The organism is Streptomyces sp. L500 (assembly GCF_054551825.1).
In genome coordinates this window covers 1-20,789 of sequence record NZ_JBTOLC010000062.1, presented here as the reverse complement: position 1 = coordinate 20,789, position 20,789 = coordinate 1, and the positions used below count along the sequence as shown (strand labels likewise).

General features: G+C 71.7%; 19 protein-coding genes and 3 pseudogenes. 12 read left to right on the top strand and 10 right to left on the bottom strand.

Annotated elements, in window-relative coordinates; all coding sequences use genetic code 11:
* Positions 1-48 precede the first annotated feature (48 nt).
* Positions 49-3,291 (bottom strand): bifunctional cytochrome P450/NADPH--P450 reductase, encoded by a 3,243-nt coding sequence (locus tag ACX9I7_RS30270; RefSeq protein WP_459389135.1) that lies wholly within the window; start codon positions 3,289-3,291, stop codon positions 49-51.
* A gap of 262 nt (positions 3,292-3,553) precedes the next feature.
* A pseudogene (locus ACX9I7_RS30265) lies at positions 3,554-3,658 on the bottom strand (CGNR zinc finger domain-containing protein); the annotation flags it as partial.
* 263 nt (positions 3,659-3,921) lie between these two features.
* Between ACX9I7_RS30265 and ACX9I7_RS30260 the strand changes: the two are divergent.
* Positions 3,922-4,260, top strand: coding sequence for a hypothetical protein (locus ACX9I7_RS30260; protein WP_459389134.1), 339 nt, complete (start codon positions 3,922-3,924; stop codon positions 4,258-4,260).
* A 627-nt stretch (positions 4,261-4,887) separates the two neighbouring features.
* Here ACX9I7_RS30260 and ACX9I7_RS30255 read toward each other — a convergent pair.
* A pseudogene (locus ACX9I7_RS30255) lies at positions 4,888-5,252 on the bottom strand (helix-turn-helix domain-containing protein); the annotation flags it as partial.
* Positions 5,253-5,332: 80 nt separating this feature from the next.
* Positions 5,333-6,268 (bottom strand): LysR family transcriptional regulator, encoded by a 936-nt coding sequence (locus tag ACX9I7_RS30250; protein WP_387568170.1) that lies wholly within the window; start codon positions 6,266-6,268, stop codon positions 5,333-5,335.
* Positions 6,269-6,367: 99 nt separating this feature from the next.
* On the opposite strand from ACX9I7_RS30250, the gene pcaD reads away from it, so the two are divergent.
* The gene (pcaD, locus tag ACX9I7_RS30245; RefSeq protein ID WP_387568172.1) at positions 6,368-7,174 is read left to right on the top strand and encodes a 3-oxoadipate enol-lactonase; all 807 of its coding nucleotides are present in this window, start codon (positions 6,368-6,370) and stop codon (positions 7,172-7,174) included.
* Positions 7,175-7,271: 97 nt separating this feature from the next.
* Here the strand turns inward: pcaD and ACX9I7_RS30240 are convergent.
* Positions 7,272-7,909, bottom strand: a pseudogene (locus tag ACX9I7_RS30240) (IS5 family transposase); the annotation flags it as partial.
* A gap of 349 nt (positions 7,910-8,258) precedes the next feature.
* On the opposite strand from ACX9I7_RS30240, the gene ACX9I7_RS30235 reads away from it, so the two are divergent.
* The 8 genes from ACX9I7_RS30235 to ACX9I7_RS30200 all read left to right on the top strand — a co-directional run bounded on the left by ACX9I7_RS30235 (position 8,259) and on the right by ACX9I7_RS30200 (position 15,129).
* Positions 8,259-8,558: a type II toxin-antitoxin system Phd/YefM family antitoxin gene (locus tag ACX9I7_RS30235; RefSeq protein WP_387568176.1), complete on the top strand. Its 300-nt coding sequence runs from the start codon at positions 8,259-8,261 to the stop codon at positions 8,556-8,558.
* Positions 8,559-8,729: 171 nt separating this feature from the next.
* Positions 8,730-9,032, top strand: a complete 303-nt coding sequence (locus tag ACX9I7_RS30230; protein WP_126917166.1) for an urease subunit gamma — start codon at positions 8,730-8,732, stop codon at positions 9,030-9,032.
* An 11-nt stretch (positions 9,033-9,043) separates the two neighbouring features.
* A complete protein-coding gene (locus ACX9I7_RS30225) occupies positions 9,044-9,355 on the top strand; it encodes an urease subunit beta (RefSeq protein ID WP_387568179.1) in 312 nt (103 codons plus the stop codon).
* Positions 9,348-11,069 (top strand): urease subunit alpha, encoded by a 1,722-nt coding sequence (locus tag ACX9I7_RS30220; protein WP_459389133.1) that lies wholly within the window; start codon positions 9,348-9,350, stop codon positions 11,067-11,069. Before ACX9I7_RS30225 ends, ACX9I7_RS30220 begins: the two co-directional genes overlap by 8 nt.
* 13 nt (positions 11,070-11,082) lie before the next feature.
* Positions 11,083-11,763 carry an urease accessory protein UreF gene (locus ACX9I7_RS30215; RefSeq protein ID WP_387568185.1) on the top strand — a complete coding sequence of 227 codons (681 nt, stop codon included), beginning with the start codon at positions 11,083-11,085 and terminating at the stop codon, positions 11,761-11,763.
* An 82-nt stretch (positions 11,764-11,845) separates the two neighbouring features.
* Positions 11,846-12,535, top strand: a complete 690-nt coding sequence (ureG, locus tag ACX9I7_RS30210) for an urease accessory protein UreG (protein WP_387568187.1) — start codon at positions 11,846-11,848, stop codon at positions 12,533-12,535.
* Positions 12,532-13,341 (top strand): urease accessory protein UreD, encoded by an 810-nt coding sequence (locus ACX9I7_RS30205; protein WP_459389132.1) that lies wholly within the window; start codon positions 12,532-12,534, stop codon positions 13,339-13,341. The genes ureG and ACX9I7_RS30205 overlap by 4 nt, the downstream gene beginning before the upstream one ends.
* Positions 13,342-13,521: 180 nt before the next feature.
* On the top strand, positions 13,522-15,129 hold the full coding sequence (locus tag ACX9I7_RS30200; protein WP_387568189.1) for an alpha/beta hydrolase: 1,608 nt from the start codon (positions 13,522-13,524) through the stop codon (positions 15,127-15,129).
* A gap of 83 nt (positions 15,130-15,212) precedes the next feature.
* Here the strand turns inward: ACX9I7_RS30200 and ACX9I7_RS30195 are convergent, their stop codons facing one another.
* Positions 15,213-16,076, bottom strand: a complete 864-nt coding sequence (locus tag ACX9I7_RS30195) for a TauD/TfdA family dioxygenase (protein ID WP_459389131.1) — start codon at positions 16,074-16,076, stop codon at positions 15,213-15,215.
* A gap of 208 nt (positions 16,077-16,284) precedes the next feature.
* On the opposite strand from ACX9I7_RS30195, the gene ACX9I7_RS30190 reads away from it, so the two are divergent.
* Positions 16,285-17,448: a 3-deoxy-7-phosphoheptulonate synthase gene (locus ACX9I7_RS30190; RefSeq protein WP_459389130.1), complete on the top strand. Its 1,164-nt coding sequence runs from the start codon at positions 16,285-16,287 to the stop codon at positions 17,446-17,448.
* A 13-nt stretch (positions 17,449-17,461) separates the two neighbouring features.
* Here the strand turns inward: ACX9I7_RS30190 and ACX9I7_RS30185 are convergent, their stop codons facing one another.
* Entirely contained in the window at positions 17,462-18,277 is an 816-nt protein-coding gene (locus ACX9I7_RS30185; RefSeq protein WP_459389129.1) for a TIGR02452 family protein, read from the bottom strand.
* Between the two features lie 203 nt (positions 18,278-18,480).
* Between ACX9I7_RS30185 and ACX9I7_RS30180 the strand changes: the two genes are divergently transcribed.
* Positions 18,481-18,894 carry an SSI family serine proteinase inhibitor gene (locus tag ACX9I7_RS30180; protein WP_459389128.1) on the top strand — a complete coding sequence of 138 codons (414 nt, stop codon included), beginning with the start codon at positions 18,481-18,483 and terminating at the stop codon, positions 18,892-18,894.
* A 30-nt stretch (positions 18,895-18,924) separates the two neighbouring features.
* Here ACX9I7_RS30180 and ACX9I7_RS30175 read toward each other — a convergent pair whose 3' ends face one another.
* From ACX9I7_RS30175 to ACX9I7_RS30165, 3 genes are all read right to left on the bottom strand, one after another.
* Positions 18,925-19,083, bottom strand: a complete 159-nt coding sequence (locus ACX9I7_RS30175; RefSeq protein ID WP_358621361.1) for a hypothetical protein — start codon at positions 19,081-19,083, stop codon at positions 18,925-18,927.
* A gap of 123 nt (positions 19,084-19,206) precedes the next feature.
* The gene (locus ACX9I7_RS30170) at positions 19,207-20,184 is read right to left on the bottom strand and encodes a cytochrome c oxidase assembly protein (protein ID WP_387568203.1); all 978 of its coding nucleotides are present in this window, start codon (positions 20,182-20,184) and stop codon (positions 19,207-19,209) included.
* Between the two features lie 103 nt (positions 20,185-20,287).
* On the bottom strand, positions 20,288-20,789 hold a 502-nt coding region (locus ACX9I7_RS30165; protein ID WP_459389127.1), incomplete at its 5' end, for a 6-phosphofructokinase.

The window sequence follows — 20,789 nt, the reverse complement described above, 5'->3', positions numbered from 1 at the left end:
ACGGGCTGACGGGTCCACGGGCAGTGGACCCGTCAGCCAGGGCTACGGTCAGCCCGCCCAGACGTCCTCGGCGTAGTGACCGGACTCGGCGAGGGAGACCAGCCAGGCGGCGGCCTCCTCGCCGGACGCGCCGGTGTTCTCGCGGTGGATCGTCATGAGCGCCTCCCGCACCGCGGGGGCCATGCGGCGGCCGTCGCCGCAGACACGGACCCGGCCGCCGGCTTCCAGCATGGCCCAGACCTCTGCGCTCTCGCGCGCGATGCGGTCCTGGACGAAGCGGACGCCGTCCTCGGGCGCGTGCATGAAGGTGGGGCGCATGCTCACGGCCCCGGCCGCCTCGGCGGCTTCGAACTCCTCCCGGTGGAGGTAGTCGACGTCGGGGTGATCACAGCCGAAGTAGCACAGCAGCGTTCCGGCCGACCGGGTGTAGAGCCGGTCGAGGATCGCGCCGCGGAAAGGTGCCAGCCCGGTGCCCGCGCTGACCAGGACGACCGGAACGGAGGGGTCCTCGGGCAGCCGGAAGGCCTCGCTGCACGGCAGTACCCGGGCCTGGAGGATGTCACCGGCCGTCACGGTCCGGAGGTGGTGCGAGGCGATGCCGTGGAAGACGCCCTCGCCGCTTCGGTGGGGCGCGGTGAGCAGCGACACCATCAGGTCCACCTCGCCGGGAGAGGCGTCGGCGGACGAGGAGATCGAGTAGTGGCGCGGGCGCAGGACCGGCAGCATCTCCAGGAAGCGCGCGAAGGGCAGTTCGCAGGCGCGGTGGTGCTCCAGCAGGTCCAGGACGCTGCGTCCGGCGGCCGTCACCCGCTCGCGGAAGGTCTCGGGGTCCGCGGCGGCGAGTTCGGCCAGGGGGCGCTTCTCAGGCGGGCAGCCGGTGTGCTCGGCGAGTACGGCGACCTGTTCCCGGGTGGCGGGGTCCTGTAGTTCCACGAAATCGGTCAGTAACCGGCGCAGGGTCAGCGGGCGGTCGATCGGCAGGGTGTTGACGCCGCGGCGGCGCGCGTGCAGCCGGACGGTACGGTCCAGGTCGAGGCCGAACCGGTCGGCGACCCGCCGTACGAGGGCGTCCGGGTTGCGCGGGAGCACGGCCAGGTGGTCCCCGGTGCGATAGGTGACGCCCTCGGGCAGCCGCAGTCTCAGGAAGCGCTTGGAGCGGCCGAGCTCGTGGCCCGTGTCGACGAGCTCGTATGCGTCGAGCACCTCCATCGGCTGCACACCGTGCCGTGCCGCGAGTCCGCCGATGACCGACTCGGGGGTGTCCTGGATCTCGTAGAGGCCCTGATCCTGGCCCTGATCCTGGCCCTGGCCCTGGCCCTCCCCCGGTTCGGTGGCCGACACGGCGCGGGCCGCCGGGTCGCCGTAGCGCTCCAGCAGGGCGGTCCACAGGTCGCCCGTCCACCGGTCCACCGTGCCCGCGAAGTCACCGGAGGCATCGGCGGCGCCGCGTTCCAGCAGTGGCGCGGCTCCGGCCGCCGCCAGGCGCTCGTCGATGAGGGTGGGGACGCGCTGGTAGGTGGCCGCCCAGTTGCGGTCGCCGACGCCGAGAACGGCGTACTGGACACCGTCGAGCGAGCCGGGATCGAGTCCCTCCAGCGACGCGACGAACTCGGCTGCGTCGTCGGTGGGCCTGCCGTTGTAGGAGGCGGCCACGATCACCACCGGACCCTCGACGGCGCCCAGTTCGCCCGCGTAGTCGTCGAGGGGTGCCACGGCCGGGGCGAACCCGTGCTCGGCGCCGTCCGCGGCCAGGTCGCGGGCGATGTTCACGCAGGTGCCCAGGTTGGAGCCGTGCAGAACGGTCAGCGCGGTGCCCGTCGCGCGTCGGGCCGCAGGACCCTCCCGGTCGGCGAGGGCGCCGCTCGTGGCGGCCGTGGGCAGCCGGCGCTCGCCGCTGGTGCGCCGGGCCAGCTTGAGGGTGAACCCGTCGGGCTTGATGGTGAGGGTCTGTTTGATCTTCAGCTGGTAGTCGGCGTGGTCGATCAGCCGGTAACGGTGCGTCAGCAGGCCGAGCAGGAGGGTGGCCTCGTGGAGGGCGAACTGACGGCCTATACAGGCGCGTTCGCCGTTGCCGAACGGCTTGAACAGGTGGACCGAGCGCTTTTCCTCCTGCTCGGGCGCGAAGCGCTCGGGATCGAACAGCTCGACGTTCTCGCCCCAGGCGGGGTCGCGGTGCAGGGCCGGGGTGTAGAGGGTGAGCGCCTCACCCTTGCGCACGGCGTACTTGCCGCCGATGACGGTGTCCTCAAGGGGCTCCACGGCGAAGCCGGGGGCGGTCGGCCACAGCCTCAGGCTTTCGTTGAGCACCTGACGGATGTAGGTGAGCCTGCCGATGTCGCCGTAGCCGGGTTCGGGGGTGTCCGTGTCTCCCCACAGGGCGTCCACCTCGGCCTGGGCCCGCGCGAGCACTTCGGGGTGCTTGGTCAGGTAGTACAGGGCGAAGGACAGGGCGCCGCTGGTGGTCTCGTGCCCGGCGATGAGGAAGGTGACCACCTGGTTGCGGATGTTCACATCGTCCAGGAGCTCGCCGGTCAGCGTGTCCCGGGTGTGCAGCATCCGGCCCAGCAGATCGTCCGTGCTCGTGTCGCCGGACGCCCTGCGCCGCCGGACGACCTCGTCGACGAGATCCGTCATCAGCGTGACGTCCCGGCGGAACTGCTCGGCCTGCTTCCGTTTGAACAGCTCCGTGCCCGGGATGGCTTCCACCCTGTCCTGGGAGAAGGCCAGCGCCCGTGACATCGCCTCGACGAAGGGGTGCGGCTCGTCACGGCCGAACGACCGGAAGTCGTGGCCGAAGCCGCACAGCCCGATGGTGTCGAAGGTCAGCCGGGTCATGTCCTCGGGGACGTCCACCAGCCGCGCCCCGGCGGCCCGGTCCCACTTGGCGATCAGGGACCGGGCGACCCCGAGCATGGTGCCGTGGTAGCCGCGCATCGCGCCGAGCGAGAACGCCGGCATCAGAATGTCGTGGGCCTTGCGCCAGTTCGGCTCGTCGTTGAAGGCGGTGAACAGGCCGTCCCCGGCGAACCGGCGGACCTCGATCAGGTCCGGGGACACGTTTTTGCGGAACCGGGACTCGTCCGACAGCTCCGCCACCAGATCCAGGCCGCCGACGATGACGCTCTCCGTCCCGAAGAAGCGGAGCCGGAACACCGGACCCATCTCCTTGACCTCCTTCATCAGGAGGTCGTGGCCGTCGGCGCCCTTGAGCAGTTCCAAGGCGTGGCCGATCAGGGGCAGCGCCGGACGCTCGGGGATCGCCTGGGCAGTACCAACGGACGCGTGAGTCATGAGCCCGCCTTTCGTTTCACACCGGCAGTCGATTGCGGACCAACGTACGCCCGACATTGTCAGTCGACAATGTCGAGCGATTGTGTCGATGGACACGGTTGGTCGACTCAACCAAGGAGAGAGGTGAGGCGTCGGTCCGCCGCCCCGAACCGCACAAGTCGGAGGCGACAAGGCCCTGTCGACGATCGATGAGGTGGCGGGTGAGCCAGTACGAACCGACGGCCACGGGGCGGTTGGCCATGGCCGAGGACCCGAGGCCGGGTCAGTTGGCCGCCGCGTGGGTGGACTTCTTGCGGGCGCGGTACGCGGCCGCCTTGATCTGGTTGCCGCAGGGCTCCATGCCGCGCCACAGGCGGCGCATGCCCACAGTGTCCTGCAGGTCGTAGGCGGCGCGGGCGTATTGGGGGTGCCCCCGGTGCGGTGGACGGCGGTCATCAGTGTGCTGCTGCCGCAGGGGCCTCGCTTTCCGAATCACGCGCAGCGCGCAGGGGTCTCCCGCGCGGAAGGGGACTGACGGGGGGCACGCGGAGGGGACCAGGGGCGTACGGCCCAAGTGCCTGCTCCTGCTTCCCGCGCCGCTGGGGCCGTGCCCCATGTTTTTCTCCGCCCCCGTCCGGAACCGTGGCATCCATGACCACCACACGCCTGACCTCGGCGCGCGTCGGCCGCGCGGCCCTGGCCGCCGCAGCCGCCCTCGCCGTCTTCACCGCCCTGCCCGCCAGCACCGCCTACGCCGCCACCGGCACCTTCTCCTACCACTCGTCACAGTCCGGCGACCTGGAGCTCGACGCCCCGGACAACGGCGAGTGCTACCTCCTGCTCCAAGGCGCGACCAGCGTGCGCAACCGTACGGACGCCGGCGCCAGGGTGTACTACGACCAGGGCTGCGCGGAACTCGCGGACACCCTGGTCCCCGGGGACGGCCGCACCTTCACCGACCCCCTCGCGCGCAGCGTGAAGTTCGGCTGAGAGCCCCAGCCCGGCGGGGCCGCCCCTCCTTGGCCCTGCCGCCCACCCCTCGCCTTGCGGCTGCCCCAGGGCGTGTCCGGCCGGACGGGGCGTCGTTGATCCGGCCACCAGGTCGCAACGATGAGCGGCTCATACGACAGGAGTGCAGCGATGCTCTTGCCCATTGTCGGTCAGCTCTTGGGCCTAGCCGTGGCCGGGCTCCACGCCCTCGTCGGAGGCATGATCACCCAGCTGGCGGGCCTGCTCTGAGAGCAGGCCGCTTCTATGAATGACGGCCACTGCGCGTCGACGTCACGGCCCACACGCAGGGAAGAGCCGTCGGATTCAGCGACCTTGTCCCGAAGCGGATCCCCCGCTGCCGGGCGGCAGGCCTTGGTCGCCGCCCGACGCCCCACGACGACTCGGCTGCCAATCAGGAATTGCGAATGATCGCTCCATAGGGAATCGGCAGCAGGGCCGTCCGTCGGGAGGCATCAGCACACCCCACCGCACGGAGGCGCCATGGCCGCGATCTGGGCCGGCATCGACGCAGGCAAAGACCCACCACCACTGCGTGGTGATCGACGCCGACGGGACCAAGCGCCTGGCGCGGAAGGTGCCCGACAACTCCGCGGCGGCGGCGCCCTAGGCGGCCGTATCGGCCGAGGCGGCTCGGTAGCGGTCCTGGCCGCCGTTGCGGGCGATCTCGCGGGAGACGGTCGAAGGGGATCTGCCCAGCGGCTTGGCCAGCTGCCGGGCCGATTCCCCGGCGGCGATGCCGTGGGGTATCTCCTCGTGTTCGCTGCCGCTCAGATGCCGTTCAGATGCCGCTCTGAACGTGTCTGCGGGGTGAGGCGTACGCCGCCGCTCTGGTAGAGGAAGCGACGGGCGTGCCGCATCGGTGCCCCGAGTGCCCGCTCGGTCAAGCTGAACGACTGACCCTCGCGCCAGCGTCTCCAGATCTCGTCCTGCTGAGCCGGCGAAAACCCGTAGCCACGCGCCTGTGCCTCCACGATCACGTGATCATCCGCGGGTGATGCGTTGATCCCTTGAGGGCGCCATCGTCATCCGACAACGGTGCCCTGAGTGGGTGTTAAGTCCGATCTTCCTCGGTGGGTACACGGCCCAGCGTCGGTCGTAGGACCGGAGCATGGCGGGCCAGGAAGTCCCACAGCTGCTCGGCGACTGGCCCGTGCGGCCGGTCGCGTCGGCGAGCTGCCGAGAGTTCCTCGACCACACCGGGAAAGTGCCGTCCGGCGATGGAAAGCAGGCTTCCGTCACGCAACTCGGTCTCGATCAGGAATCGCGGCACGTGTCCCCATGCCATGCCGTGCAAGATCAGCTCCTTCTTCATGAGGTGGTCCGGAACGGAGCTCCGGGGTGCGCCTTCGACCAGGAAATGGCCTTGTTCGGACGGCTGCCGCGCCGAATCCCGGACCACGCATTGGGTGAAGGCCCGCATCCGCTGCGGTGTGATGTCGGTGTCCGGAGGGAAGGGCAGGAAACCGGGCGCCACGACGGGCACCAGCGCGACGCGGCCGAGATCGATCCACTCCATCCGCACGTCGCTCTTGGGGACGCGGTGCACAATGAGATCGGCTTCGTCCTCCAGCAGCCGCTCCCAGGGGCCGGTGACTGTCTCGAACTGCAGGTGCAGTCGTGTCTGCGGGCACTGCGCGAAGAAGCGGCTGAGTATTTCCAACACCGGTGGAAGCGGGCACAGGTCCCCGAGCACCACGCGCAGTTCGGCCTCTTCGCCCATCGCCAACTGCGCGGCGTAGGTCTGCAGCTCCTCGGCCTCGTGCAGCAGCAAGCGCACCTTGCGGTGGAAGGCGTGCCCCGCCTCGGTGAGCTGAACCCGATAGCCCGAGCGATCCAGCAGGTCCAGGCCCAGCTGGCGCTCCAGCTTGGCGACTGCCGCGAACACAGAAGGGTGCGAGCGGTGCAGTCGCTCGGCGGCGGCCTGGAAGCCGCCGTGGAGCACAACGGCGTTGAAGCACTGCAACTCGTGGAGCGTGAAGTTCGACATTGTCCAGGCAACCTACAGGGCTCGTTCGATCTTTGTAATAGAACTCTGCAGGTGGCATTCATAGGCTGAGCGCATAGCCGCTAGATCACTGGAGCTGACATGACTGCTCGGACCCGTACCGCCATCACCACCGGCGATGGCGTCCGTATCGCCTATCGCTTCGACGGTGACGAGAACAAGCCGGTGCTGCTGCTCTCGAACTCCATCGGTACCGACCTCCACATGTGGGACGGTCAGGTGCCGGCTCTGACCGAACACTTCCGGCTGCTGCGCTATGACGCGCGCGGCCACGGCGCCTCCGATGTCCCGAGCGGCCCGTACTCTCTGGACCGGCTGGGGCGCGACGTGGTGGAGTTGCTGGATGCCCTGGGCCTGCAGCGGGTGCACGTGCTGGGTCTGTCTCTGGGCGGAATCGTCGCGCAGTGGTTGGGGATCCACGTTCCGGAGCGCGTCGACCGCCTGGTGCTCTCCAACACCGCCGCGTACCTCGGCCCGGCGAATCAGTGGGATCGACCGATCGCCGAATTGCTGGAAGCCCCCGACATGCAGGCCACCACGGAGAGGTTCCTGCACAACTGGTTCCCGGCGCGCATGCTGCGAGGCGACGACAAGGTTGTCGAGGGCTTCCGCCGCACCCTGCTCACCACGCAGCGCGAGGGCGTGGCAGGGAGCTGGGCTGCGGTGCGCGACTACGACCTGCGCCGCACGGCCTCGCTCATCCACAACCCGACACTGGTCATCGCGGGCGAGCACGACACCGTCACGTCCGCCGACCACGGCAGGGAGCTCGCCGCGACCGTCCCCGGCGCGCGGTTCACCGTCCTGGCCACGGTGCACATGGCGAACATCGAAGGGCAGGCGGAGTTTCTGGACGCTGTGGTGGCCTTCCTTACAGAACAGAGTTGACGGCTACTGCGTCGTGTCGGGACGGCCCCGTCCCGTTGTCCCGACCAACAGGCTCTGACTGAGCGTGCGGTCCGGTGATTCGTGTTTGGTTCCTGGCTCAGGTGTCGCGCCAGTTCGGGGTGGATTCGCCGGTGAGGCGGCAGCTCATGAGGCCGATCATCGCGAGATGGATCACGGCCTCGGAGCGGTGCGGGTGGGTCTCGTGGTCTCGGGCGAGTCCGCGGTGATGCATGAGCCAGCCGATGCTCCGTTCGATGGTCCACCGCCGCGGAATGATCGCGAAGCCTTTGACGCCCGACGGGCGTTGGACGGGGTGGACGTCGATGCCCGGGCGGGCGGCGGGATCGATGGCCGTGGTGAGGTAGCCGGCGTTCACCCATGCCTTGCGGATGCGCGGATGCGCGGGTGGGCGGCGGCGATGCGGGACAGCAGGTGGACGCCGCCCGTGGTGTCGGAGGCGTTGGCGGCGGTGACCATCACGGTCAGCGTCAGGCCGAGTGTGCCGCAGCCCAGGTGGCGCTTGCGGCCGGTGATCCGTTTTCCGGCGTCCGTGCCCTGGTCGGCGAGGGGCACGTTGGCGGAGGTCTTGACGGTCTGGGAGTCGAGCGCGCAGGCTGATGGTTCACCATGGCGCCCCTCCTGCTCGCGGACCAGGCGCCGCAGCAGGCCGGTGAGCTGCTCGAACACGCCGTGCTGCTGCCACTTCGCGAAGTAGCCGTAGACCGTGGCCCAGGGGGCGTGTCGGCTGACCGAGGTCTCGCCGGGGGGCGTATCTCCGCCATCAAACTTCCCCATAACGGACATCTCCATGCTGTGAGGGGAGGGACAGCTTGGTGAACCGCTGGATGCGGGCCTGTATGTCCGGTGGTGTGAGAAGAGGGCCGTGTCGCCGGCCCTCCTGCTCGATTCGACGGGCAGGCCCCCGCCTGGCCGGAGCTTCGTGCGGGGCCGGTGGAGCCGTCTCACCTCGTCTCACACATCTCTCGCAAGAGAGCGCACGGATGTACGCGAACACCTCTGACCTGGATCTTCGCTGTCGCCGCGGACCACGGCGGACCAGGTGGACATTGCATAGGCTGGGGGTATGGCCTACGAGATTCCTGTGACGCAAGCCCGAGCCGAGCTGGCGGACCTCATCAACCGTGTCGTCTACGGCGGCGAGCGGGTCGTCGTCACCCGTCACGGGAAGCCGCTGGTGGCCCTGGTCTCCGCGGACGACCTGCGGCGGCTTGAGGAGGGCGCGGCCGCCGCGGCCGCGTCCGAGGAGTCGGTGATCAGTACGGTCGCCACGGTGCGCCCGGTGCCGTCGTCCGCTCCGGGCGAACGCGGCCGCTTCGGCATCGCGGCCGAGCACCGGGGCCCCGGGGGCGCCACGCACCGCTGACGCCCCGTCGCACGCCCGGCGCGCACGGCGTCCGCGCGGGCGGACGCTGGTCATGGACGCACCAAAAATCGGTCATCCCGGTTAACGCGTTGGAAAAGCTTGCGCCCTAATCTGCGGTCAGGGGCCGCGGGGAGAAGAACCCCAGGTCAACACTGTGTTGAGGTGGGATACATGCAACTTTCCCCGCACGAGCAGGAACGACTGCTCATCCATGTGGCCGCCGACGTCGCGGAGCGGCGCAGGGCCCGCGGGCTGCGCCTCAACCACCCCGAAGCGGTGGCCCTGATCACCTCGCACATCCTCGAGGGCGCCCGCGACGGCCGTACCGTCGCCGAGCTGATGTCCTCGGGGCGCAAGGTGCTCACCCGCGACGAGGTCATGGACGGCATCCCCGAGATGATCCACGACGTCCAGGTCGAGGCCACCTTCCCGGACGGGACGAAGCTCGTCACCGTCCACGAACCCATCGCGTGACGGGGGGCACCGTGATTCCCGGAGAGATCCTCCACGCCGACGCGCCCGTGCGGCTCAACGAAGGGCCGCGACGCACCCGGCTGACCGTCCTCAACGCCGCCGACCGGCCTGTCCAGGTCGGCTCCCACTACCACTTCGCCGAGGCCAACCCGGGCCTCGCCTTCGACCGCGCGGCCGCCCGCGGCATGCGCCTCGACATCGCCGCCGGCACCGCCGTGCGCTTCGAGCCCGGCATCCCGGTCGAGATCGACCTCGTGCCCATCGGCGGCAAGCGCGTCGTCGAGGGGCTGCGCGGGGAGTGCGGGGGCCCGCTCGATGCCTGAGCTGACCCGCGCCGAGTACGCCGCGCTCTACGGGCCGACGGCCGGTGACCGGATCCGGCTCGCCGACACGAGCCTGCTGATCGAGATCGAGGAGGACCGCTGCGGCGGCCCCGGCCACGCCGGGGACGAGGCGGTCTTCGGCGGTGGCAAGGTCATCCGCGAGTCGATGGGCCAGTCGCGCGTCACCCGCGCCGAGGGCGCCCCCGACACCGTGATCACCGGCGCCGTCGTCCTCGACCACTGGGGGATCGTCAAGGCCGACGTCGGCATCCGCGACGGACGGATCACCGGCATCGGCAAGGCCGGCAATCCCGACACCATGGACGGCGTCCACCCCGACCTCGTCATCGGCCCCGAGACGGAGGTCATCTCCGGCAACGGCAGGATCCTCACCGCCGGCGCCGTCGACGCCCACGTCCACTTCATCTGCCCCCAGCTCGCCGACGAGGCGCTGGCCTCCGGCGTCACCACGCTCGTGGGCGGCGGCACCGGCCCCGCCGAGGGCAGCAAGGCCACCACCATCACCCCCGGCTCCTGGCACCTCGCCCGGATGTTCGAGGCGATGGAGGGCCACCCCGTCAACATCGGCTTCCTCGGCAAGGGCAACACCGTCTCCTACGACGCGATGCGCGCCCAACTGCGCGCCGGGGCCGTCGGATTCAAGATCCATGAGGACTGGGGCGCCACCCCCGCCGCCATCGACGCCTGCCTGAGCGTGTGCGAGGAGAGCGGCGCCCAGCTCGCCATCCACACGGACACCCTCAACGAGGCGGGCTTCGTCGGCGACACCCTCGCCGCCATCGCCGGACGCTCCATTCACGCGTACCACACCGAGGGCGCGGGCGGCGGGCACGCGCCCGACATCATCACGGTGGTCTCCGAGGCCAACGTCCTGCCCAGCTCCACCAACCCCACCCGGCCCCACACCGTCAACACCGTCGAGGAGCACCTCGACATGCTGATGGTCTGTCACCACCTCAACCCCGCCGTCCCCGAGGACCTCGCCTTCGCCGAGTCCCGGATCCGGCCCGGCACGATCGCCGCCGAGGACGTCCTCCACGACCTGGGCGCCATATCGATCATCTCCTCCGACTCCCAGGCCATGGGCCGGATCGGCGAGGTGGTCCTGCGCACCTGGCAGACCGCGCACGTGATGAAGGAACGGCGCGGCGCCCTGCCCGGCGACGGCCGGGCCGACAACCGGCGGGCCCGCCGCTACGTCGCCAAGTACACGATCAACCCCGCCGTCGCCCAGGGCCTCGACCACGAGATCGGCTCCGTCGAGACCGGCAAGCTCGCCGACCTGGTGCTGTGGGAGCCCGCGTTCTTCGGCGTCCGGCCGCTGCTCGTCCTCAAGGGCGGACAGATCGCCTACGCGCAGATGGGCGACGCCAACGCCTCCATCCCCACCCCCCAGCCCGTCCTCCCGCGCCCCATGTTCGGCGCCCGGGGCAGGGCGCCCGCCGCCAACTCCCTCAACTTCGTCACTCAGTGGGCGCTGGACGACGGGCTGCCCGAGCGGCTGGGCCTGGGCAAACGCTTCGTCCCCATCCTCGACACCCGCCGCCTCACCAAGGCGGACATGCGCGAGAACGACGCCCGCCCCCGGGTCGAGGTGGACCCGGACACCTTCACCGTGACGATCGAGGGCGAGCCGGTCGAGCCGCGCCCGGCGGTGGAGCTGCCCATGGCCCAGCGGTACTTCCTCTTCTGACGGGCGCCATTCGATGAGCACCATGTCCGCCGCGCTCCTCGTCCTGGCCGACGGCCGCTTCCCCGCCGGGGGCCACGCCCACTCCGGCGGTGCCGAGGCGGCCGTCAAGGCCGGCCGGGTCACGGACGGCGCGTCCCTGGAGGCGTTCTGCCGGGGGCGGCTGCACACCGCCGGGCTGACGGCGGCGGGGCTCGCCGCCGCCGTGGCCGCCGGCCTCGACCCGCTCGCCGTCGACGCGGCCGCCGACGCCCGCACCCCCTCGCCGACCCTGCGGGCCGCCGCGCGCCGGCTCGGGCGCCAGCTGATGCGCGCCGCGCGCGCCGCCTGGCCGTCGCCCGAACTCGACGCCCTCGCCGCGGCCCTGCCGCGCGGCGCCCACCAGCCCGTCGTCCTCGGGCTGGTGGCGCGCTCCGCCGGGCTGGGGCCGCTCGCCGTCGCCCACGCCGCCGCGTACGAGGCGGTGAGCGGGCCGGCGACGGCGGTGGTGCGGCTGCTGAGCCTCGATCCGTTCGAGGCGACGGCCGTGCTGGCGCGGCTGGCGCCGGAGCTCGACGCGGTGGCCGCATCGGCGGCCGAGGCGGCGCTGCGGGCGCTCGACGAGGGGCTCGACGCCCTGCCCGCGTCGGCGGCCCCGCTGCTCGACATCACCGCGGAGCAGCACGCCGCTTGGCCGGTGCGGCTGTTCGCCACGTAGTCGCTGTCTCCCGGGGGCTCCGCCCCCGGACCCCCGCTCCTCAAACGCCGGAGGGGCTGTTTCCACACCCCGGAGGGAACCCGTGCACCTCGACCACCCCGACACCTACCCCCACCGCCACACCTACACCGCTGCCACCCCCACCCGCCCCGACGGCACCCGTCGCGCCCTGCGCATCGGACTCGGCGGTCCCGTCGGCTCCGGCAAGACGGCGACGGTCGCCGCCCTGTGCCGCGCGCTGCGCGACGAGTTGTCCATCGCCGTCGTCACCAACGACATCTACACCCGCGAGGACGCCGAGTTCCTGCTGCGCAACGCCGTGCTGGCGCCCGAGCGCATCGCCGCGGTGGAGACGGGCGCCTGCCCGCACACCGCCATCCGCGACGACATCTCCGCGAACCTCGAAGCCGTCGAGGACCTGGAGGACTCGGTCGGCCCGCTCGACCTCGTCCTCGTGGAGTCCGGCGGCGACAACCTCACCGCCACCTTCTCCAAGGGCCTCGTCGACGCGCAGATCTTCGTCATCGACGTGGCCGGCGGCGACGACATCCCCCGCAAGGGCGGCCCCGGCCTGACCACCGCCGATCTGCTGGTCGTCAACAAGACCGACCTCGCCCCGTACGTCGGCGTCGACCTGGAGGGCATGGCGCGCGACGCCAAGGCCCAGCGCGGGGAGTTGCCGGTGGCCTTCACCTCGCTCGCCACGGAGGGCGGCGTCGCGCCCGTACGGGACTGGGTGCTCGAGCGGCTCGCGGCCTGGGCGGCGGCATGACGCCACCGGTCGTCATGGCCACGGCGCTCGCGCCCGACCCCGCCGGCGTGGTGGCGGCCGCCCGGATCGTGGCCGCCCCCGACGGCAGGGGCGCCACCGCCCTGCCCGTCCTGGAGGGGGAAGGCCCCTTCGCCCTGCGCCGGGTCGGCGGGCGCGGGGCCGAGGCCCGGGTGGCGCTCGTGGGCGCCATGAGCGCCCCGCTCGGCGGCGACCGGCTGACGCTCGACGCCCGCGTCGAAGCCGGCGCCGCACTGGCCTTCTCCACCACGGCCGCCACGATCGCCCTGCCGGGCCGTACGGGCGCGCCCGCCACCTACGACACCCGTATCGACGTGGCCGACGGCGCCGCCCTGCGCTGGCTGCCCGAGCCGCTGATCTCCGCGCACGGCAGCGACGTCCGGACGACCACCCTCGTCGCGCTCGGCGCCGGGGCCCGGCTGCTGCTCCGCGAGGAGCAGGTCCTGGGCCGGGCGGGCGAGCCCCCGGGGCGGCTGCGCTCGCGGCTGACGATCCATCATGCCGGGCGCCCGCTGTTCGACCAGGAGCTGAACTACGGGCCGGGGGCGCCCGGCTGGGACGGTGGCGCGGTGCTCGGCGGGCATCGCGCGGTCGGCCAGCTCGTCGTCGTCCACCCGGCCTTCGAGGAACGGCCGATGGCGGCCCGGCCGCTCGGCGCGACCGCCGCCGTCACTCCACTCGCCGGGCCGGCCGTCGTGGTGACCGCGGTCGCGCGGGACGCACTTGAGCTGCGCAAGGTACTGGATTCCTGGGCAAGCGAGCTGAATGACGTAATCCGGGCGTTTTAGCGTCAGTTGGGGTGAAGGCCGCCAGTCGTACCGCGCCTCGTTACGTCATCTTTACGGATTAGTAAAGAACGCCCTCACACCCTGTCCTTTGTGGCAGGGGAGACGAAAAGATTCCCACCTGCAGACCGCGTGATCATCGCTGCCTTCCGGGCGGCGCACGAAGCAGGGGGAATTACTGTCTTGAGACCCAACGCGATAGCCGGCGCGGCCGGCACCGTGCTGGCCGGCACGCTCGTCGCCGGCTTCCTGGCCGCACCGACGGCGGGCGCGGCGCAGGCCGTGCCGGGAGGCGCCGCCGAGGCCAAGGGCGTGAAGATCGCCGCCGAGCGGGCCGCGAAGTCGGGCGTGAAGTGGCAGGACTGTCCTGCCGACTGGGGGCAGCTGCCGAAGCCCATCCAGTGCGGCTTCGTCACGGTCCCCGTCGACTACGCCAAGCCCAACGGCCGCACCATCAAGATCGCCGTGGACCGGGCCAAGTCCACCGGCACCGCGAGCGAGCGCCAGGGCGCGCTCGTCTACAACCCGGGCGGCCCGGGCGGTTCCGGCCTGCGCTTCCCCACGAAGGTCACGTCCAAGAACCCGCTGTACGTCAACATCGCCAAGGCGTACGACTTCGTGGGCTTCGACCCGCGCGGCGTCGGCCACTCGGCCCCGATCTCCTGCGTCGACCCCCAGGAGTTCGCCAAGGCCCCCAAGGCCGACCCGGTCCCGTCCAGCGAGGCCGACAAGCGCGCCCAGCGCAAGCTGGCCAAGGAGTACGCGGACGGCTGCTTCGAGCGCAGCGGCGACCTCCTGCCGTACATGACGACGATGAACACCGCCCGTGACGTGGACGTCGTCCGCGCCGCCCTCGGTGAGAAGAAGCTGAACTACCTCGGCGTCTCCTACGGCACCTACCTCGGCGCCGTCTACGGCACGCTCTTCCCGACGCACGTCCGTCGCATGATCGTCGACAGCGTCGTCAACCCGGCCCAGGACAACATCTGGTACAAGGCCAACCTCGAGCAGGACATCGCCTTCGAGGGCCGGTTCAAGGACTGGGAGAAGTGGGTCGCCCAGCACGACGACGCCTTCCACCTCGGCACCACCCAGGCCACGGTCCACCAGAACTGGCTGAAGCTCCGCGCCTCCGCCAAGGCCGAGCCCATCGGCGGGGTCGTCGGCCCGGCCGAGCTGATCGGCTGGTTCCAGAAGGCCGCGTACTACGACTCCTCGTGGGTGCCGGTCGCCCAGACCTGGAGCAAGTACGTCGCCGGTGACGCGAAGCCGCTGATCGAGGCGGCCGGCCCGAACATGGACGACAAGGCCGGCAACATCGCCGCGGAGAACGGCAACGCCGTCTACACCGCGGTCGAGTGCGCCGACGCCAAGTGGCCCACCAGCTGGAACAAGTGGGACCGCGACAACACCCGCGTGGACCGTCAGGCCCCGTTCATGACCTGGTCCAACGCCTGGATGAACCTGCCCTGCGCCACCTGGAAGGGCCCGCAGTACAACCCGATCGAGGTCACCACGCACAAGGGCCTGCCGCAGACCCTCATCGTGCAGTCCGACCGTGACGCCGCCACCCCCTACGAGGGCGCGGTCGAGCTGCACAAGCGCTTCCGCGGCTCGCAGCTGATCACGGAGAAGGGCGCCGGTTCCCACGGCGTCACCGGCCTCGTCAACCCCTGCATCAACACCAAGGTTGACGCGTACCTCCTGACCGGCAAGCTCACCGGCGGCTCCGACGTGACGTGCACCCCGCACGCCACCCCCGAGCCCCCGAAGGCCACCGCCGCCAAGTAGTTCCCGGTAGCGGTACGTCAAGCACCCGTGCCCCGGCCCTTCATGGGCCGGGGCACGGGTGTTTCCGGAAGTCGGCAGGTGTCTCAGTCCACCCACACGCGGGCCAGGCATCTACGGGCGCACGGGTCGGGCGGGTCGGTGAAGGCGGTGCGACCGTGCAGCACGACGGTGTTGTCCACCCAGAGAAAGTCTCCGGGACGGAGGGGGACGCGCAGGACCGTGCGCGGGTCGGACAGGATCCGGTCGACGGCGTCGAGGGCCGCTTGCTCGTCGGGGGTCAGGGGCGCGCCGGCTTCGTGCCGGGCGCGTTCGATCCCGCGCCGGTTGTAGTGCACGCGCAGGTCCGTGCCGTGCCGCTGGAAGACGGGGCGGAGCCGGTCGAAGCCGGTTCCCCGGCCGAAGTGGAAATCCTGATAGAGGCGGGGCAGGGCCCAGGGGCTGTCCGCGAGCAGCCTGTTGTGCACGGTATGGCCGCTGGCCAGTAGCGTCTCCCCGCCTTGTGCCGCCTGCCGCACGCACAGCAGCCCCAGCAGTCTTGGCGGATGGGGTGCCGGGGTCCGGTCGGTGTGGAGGGCCAGAGCGAGGTCGGTCTTGCCCAGTCCGGCGTCGTCGGCCACGGTGATGAGGTCACCGGGGTCCGCCGGCCTCACGGTGCCCAGCGCGGCGGCGAGTTGCCGGCACATCTCGGCGCACTCCTGATCGGAGCGGCCGTCCACCGGAAAGCCGCGGATCACGACGAACCCGCGGCCGTTCCGCAGCCGCCGGGTCACACGCGCGGCCAGGTCCGCCGGTGCTGCCTCGGGGCTCGCGCCGGTGGGCCCCGTGTCCCCTCTCCGGCCGTCCGGCGCGCGCGAGCCGGCGGGGGGCAGCGGGAGCAGCCACTCCGCCTCGTCGAGGGCGTGACCGTGCCACGCCGTGAGTGCTTCGACCGGGGCGGGCCGGGTCATCCGCTCACCTTTCCGCGACGGCTGGCTGCCGACAGGTTCCGTCCAGGAACGTACCGGACGGTGGAGACCGAGTGCAGTCCCGGTGCCCGCCGACATCTGCCGCCCCGCCGCCGGGGGTTCTTGACGGCGCCCGGCGCGTGGGCTGGAATTCCTGGGCCGGACATCCCGCCGGTCGCCGCGTGCGGCCGGCTCGCCGAGGGACGGGGACATGACTCCACTGCCGCAGGCCGGACCGCCGGTGACGGCCGGGCCGCTCCAGGATCTGCCCCCGCTCGTCTTCGCCGAGGAGTGCGACCGGCTGCGGGACCGGCTCGCGGCCGTCGCCCGGGGGGAGGCGTTCCTGCTCCAAGGGGGCGAGAGCGCCCGGAGTTTCGACGGGACGACCGCCGAGTCCGTCGGCGGCATCCTCCGTACGCTCCTCCAGATGGCCGTGGTCCTCACCTACGCGGCCTCGGTCCCCGTGGTCAAGGTCGGCCGGGTCGACTTCGGCCGCGTCGACTTCGGCGTGCCCGCCGGCTCCGGCGACCCCGGCTCCCACCGGCTGCGCCGGATGTACGAGGCGTCGGCGACTACGCTCAACCTCGTACGCGCCTTCGGTATCGGGGGGCATGCCGACCTCCACCAGGTGCACGAGTGGAACCGCGGTTTCGTGACCGACTCCCCGGCCCGCCGGCGCTACACGGAGCTCGCCGACGGGATCGAGCGCTCCCTGCGCTTCATGCACGCGTGCGGGGTCGACCCCAAGGAGGTCCACACCGTCGACTTCTTCGCGGGCCACGAGGGACGGCGGCTCGACTACGAGGAGGCGCTCACCCGCACCGACGCCCGCACCGGGCTGCCCTACGCGACCAGCGCCCACCTGCTGTGGACCGCCCTGCCCGGCCGGGAGACGGCGGACGACGAGCACCTCGCGTACCTGTCCCGGATCCACAACCCCGTCGCCGTGGAGCTCGGCCCCGACGCCGACCCGGACACCGTCCTCGCCTGCGTCGACCGGCTCGACCCGGATCGCGTCCCCGGCAGGCTCACCTTCATCACCCGGATGGGCGCCGAACTCGTCCGCGACCGGCTGCCCGCGCTGGTGCGCAAGGCCGAGGGGGAGGGCGCCAGGCCCGTCTGGGTCTGCGACCCCGTGCGCGGCAACACGGTCCGGACGGCCGGCGGTCACGTCGTGCACGACTTCGACGCCCTCCTCGACGAGGTCCGGGGCTTCTTCGAGGTCCACCGGGCCTGCGGCACCCACGCGGGCGGCATCCACGTGGCGCTCACCGGCGACCGGGCAGCCGGGGCCGCCCGAGGCGCCCGGCTCGACCGGGCGCACTCCCTCGATCTGGCCTTCCTCGTCGCCGAGATGATGGGGGAGCGGGCCTAAGACCGTTGCAGTATTAGCCCGCGAACACCGACGCGAAGGCCGCCCGGGTCGGCGAGTCCGTCCGCCAGTCGAGGATCGCGAAGACGACGTGCTCGAAACGGTCCGCGAAGCGGCCCTCACCCGTCAGATGCCCGGCGAACGCCGTCGCGACCCGTGCCGGGTCGTTGCGGAAGACCCCGCATCCCCACGCCCCGAGGACCAGCCGGCGGTAGCCGTGCGCGGCCGCCACCTCCAGCACCCGGCCCGCGCGCTCCGCCAGCGCCGCCGGGATCCGCGCGGTGAGCTCCGGTGCGCGCTGGGCGATCACCCCCGCGTTGGGGGCCGGGGAGGTCAGGAAGCCCACCGTGTACGGGGTCTCCAGGAGCCCGTCCCGGTCGTCGCGGAAGACCGGGACGCCGGGGGAGTGGACGACCCGGTCGCTGTAGAACGGGCTGGGGTCCGCGCGGTGGGCGGCGTAGTACTCCGGGGCCTCGCGCAGACACGTGTACAGGGCCGAGCCCCGGCACAGCGCCTCCTCCTGCGCCTGGGCGCCGTTGAGGTAGCCGCCGCCGGGGTTGCGGGCGGAGGCGAAGTTGAGCACCGCGACGTCGCCGTCCGCCGCCAGGCGGCGCGACGCGTCCAGACTGCCCTCGGCCGTCACCTCGAAGACCGTCGCCGTCGGTTCCGCAGGTCGCACCGCCACCGGCTCCGGGCCGTACAGCCGCGTTCCCCGCCGGGCCGCCCCGACCGCCTCGGCGATGTCCGCCCACCGGCCGCCCGGTGTCGTATAGCCCCCTTCGGCGACGATCGACTCCGTCACCCGCGCGACCTCACGCAGTCGTGCGCTCATTGCGTTCCCCCTTGTCAGAAGCCTTTCGTACGGACGGGAGCGTACGGAGTCGGGCCGTCCGCGGCGACCGGATTTCGCCGCCGGGCTCGCGGCCGCCCGGGTGGCCGCGACCCCCCACACGGGTGAGGAGCCGGTGTGGCCGCTTGCCCTACGGCGGCCCGACGCGGTGCCCTGACCGGCACGACCGCGCCCGGGAGGCACCCATGTCCGTACGCACCACCGCGACAGCGGCGGCGACCGTCACCGCGACCGCCACCGCGCTGCTCGCGCTGCCTCCCGCGGCGGCGGGCGCCGACAGGACGGACGCGAAGGAGTCGGGACAGCTCCTCCTCACGGTCTCCGGCGCGCGGAACACCTGGATCCGCGGCGTCCGGCTCGTCTGCCCCGCCGCGGGCGGCCACCACCCCCGCGCGGCCGAGGCGTGCGCGGACCTGGAACGGGCGGGCGGCCGGCCCGACCAGCTCCCCGCCGACCCCGGCCAGGTGTGCACCCGGGAGGACGACCCGGTCGTCGCCACCGCCGACGGGGCCTGGCACGGCGCCACGGTGTCCTGGCGGCGGACCTATCCCAACCCCTGCCTCCTGGAGGCCGCCACCGGAGCGATCTTCCACTTCTGAGCGGCCCCCGCCCCTCCCCACCCCCGGCGCTCAGTTCCCGCGCGCCACCATCGCCCCGATCGTCGCCACGCCCAGCACGACCCAGGCGAACCACAGCCAGCCGTCGCTCCCGATCGTCACCGAGTAGGCGGTCACCAGGACCAGCCCCCCGACCGTGAGCGCCGCCATGGCCCTCGTCGATCCGGGCATCCCGCACCTCCTCCACGGCGGCCCCGCCGCAGGACGGAACGAAACGACCGTACATACGCGCGGACCGCGGTCAGGAGACCATCGTCTCCCCACCGCGGTCCGCACCGCCATACCCCCGCCGGGCTAGCCCTGCTGGCCCTTCGCGTGGAGCGAGGCCAGGTAGGCGTTGTAGGCCTGGAGCTCCTTGTCGCCGCTGCGCTCCTCCGCGCGGTCGGACCGCTTGGCCTGCCGCTGCTCGGAGCGGTACCACTGGTACACCAGCGCCAGCAGCACCAGGACCGACGGGATCTCGCTGAACGCCCAGGCGATGCCGCCGCCCGCCTTCTGGTCGTCCAGCGCGTCGATGCCCAGCGAGGCCGGCGGGTGCATATACGTGCCGATCATCGGCTCCGAGGCCATCATCAGCGCGATGCCGAAGAAGGCGTGGAAGGGCATGCCCGCGAACAGCTCCAGCATCCGCATCACATAGCCCGGCCGGTGCGGGCCCGGGTCCACACCCATGATCGGCCAGAAGAACACCAGGCCCACCGCGAGGAAGTGCACCATCATCGCGATGTGCCCGGTCTTCGTCTCCATGAGGAAGTCGAAGAGCGGCGTGAAGTACAGCGCGTACAGGCTCGCGATGAACATCGGGATCGTGAACGCGGGGTGGGTGATGATCCGCATGTAGCGGCTGTGCAGCAGGGCCACCAACCACTCGCGCGGCCCCTTGCGGCCGCGTCCCGCCGCGGGCAGCGCCCGCAGCGTCAGCGTCACCGGCGCGCCCAGCAGCAGGAGGATCGGGGAGAGCATGCTGATCACCATGTGCTGCACCATGTGCACGCTAAACATGACCATGCCGTAGTCGTTGAGCTTGGTGCACATCACCAGCGCCACGCTCAGCACGCCCAGCGTGAACGCCACCACCCGGCCCCACGGCCACGCGTCGCCGCGTCTCCGCAGCCGCACCACGCCCCAGCCGTAGAGACCCAGCCCCAGCAGGCAGCCGATCATGAAGAACGGTTCGCCGCTGAACTGCAGACCCCGGCTCAGCGTGAACGGCGGCATGTCCATGTGCATCATGCCGTGCATGCCCTGCATGCCGTGCCCGCCGTGATCCATCCACTCTCTCCCATTTCGCACCGATGCGCCGGGACCAGACTAGAGGCGCCCCGGGCCGCGCCCACGGCCGGGGGCGCCCCCGGGGCGAGGCGGACGGACCGGATCAGAGCACGCAGTCGGCCTCGGCGTAGCGCTCCTCCGGAACCGTCTTCAGCCGCTCGGTGGCCTCGGCCAGCGGCACCAGCGTGATGTCCGTGCCGCGCAGCGCCGTCATCATCCCGAACGCGCCCCGGTGCGCGGCCTCCACCGCGTGCCAGCCGAAGCGGGTGGCGAGCACCCGGTCGTACGCGGTGGGGGTGCCGCCGCGCTGCACATGGCCGAGGATGACGGGCCGGGCCTCCTTGTCCAGGCGGCGCTCCAGCTCCACGGCCAGCTGCCGGGCGACGCCGGCGAAGCGCTCGTGCCCGTAGACGTCCGTACCGCCGGTCTCGAACTCCATCGAGCCGGGGCGCGGCTTGGCGCCCTCGGCGACGACCACGATGGCGAATCGTTTTCCCGCCTCGAAGCGCTTGCCGACGACCGCCGTCAGCTCGTCCATGTCGAAGGGCCGTTCCGGCACCACGATCGCGTGGGCGCCGGCGGCCATGCCCGACTGGAGGGCGATC

Coding starts and splice junctions, on each gene's coding strand:
- ACX9I7_RS30270 (WP_459389135.1), bottom strand. CDS start 3,291: ATGACTCACGCGTCCGTTGGTACTGCCCAGGCGATCCCCGAGCGTCCG.
- ACX9I7_RS30260 (WP_459389134.1), top strand. CDS start 3,922: ATGACCACCACACGCCTGACCTCGGCGCGCGTCGGCCGCGCGGCCCTG.
- ACX9I7_RS30250 (WP_387568170.1), bottom strand. CDS start 6,268: ATGTCGAACTTCACGCTCCACGAGTTGCAGTGCTTCAACGCCGTTGTG.
- pcaD (WP_387568172.1), top strand. CDS start 6,368: ATGACTGCTCGGACCCGTACCGCCATCACCACCGGCGATGGCGTCCGT.
- ACX9I7_RS30235 (WP_387568176.1), top strand. CDS start 8,259: ATGGCCTACGAGATTCCTGTGACGCAAGCCCGAGCCGAGCTGGCGGAC.
- ACX9I7_RS30230 (WP_126917166.1), top strand. CDS start 8,730: ATGCAACTTTCCCCGCACGAGCAGGAACGACTGCTCATCCATGTGGCC.
- ACX9I7_RS30220 (WP_459389133.1), top strand. CDS start 9,348: ATGCCTGAGCTGACCCGCGCCGAGTACGCCGCGCTCTACGGGCCGACG.
- ACX9I7_RS30215 (WP_387568185.1), top strand. CDS start 11,083: ATGAGCACCATGTCCGCCGCGCTCCTCGTCCTGGCCGACGGCCGCTTC.
- ACX9I7_RS30205 (WP_459389132.1), top strand. CDS start 12,532: ATGACGCCACCGGTCGTCATGGCCACGGCGCTCGCGCCCGACCCCGCC.
- ACX9I7_RS30195 (WP_459389131.1), bottom strand. CDS start 16,076: ATGACCCGGCCCGCCCCGGTCGAAGCACTCACGGCGTGGCACGGTCAC.
- ACX9I7_RS30190 (WP_459389130.1), top strand. CDS start 16,285: ATGACTCCACTGCCGCAGGCCGGACCGCCGGTGACGGCCGGGCCGCTC.
- ACX9I7_RS30185 (WP_459389129.1), bottom strand. CDS start 18,277: ATGAGCGCACGACTGCGTGAGGTCGCGCGGGTGACGGAGTCGATCGTC.
- ACX9I7_RS30180 (WP_459389128.1), top strand. CDS start 18,481: ATGTCCGTACGCACCACCGCGACAGCGGCGGCGACCGTCACCGCGACC.
- ACX9I7_RS30175 (WP_358621361.1), bottom strand. CDS start 19,083: ATGCCCGGATCGACGAGGGCCATGGCGGCGCTCACGGTCGGGGGGCTG.
- ACX9I7_RS30170 (WP_387568203.1), bottom strand. CDS start 20,184: ATGGATCACGGCGGGCACGGCATGCAGGGCATGCACGGCATGATGCAC.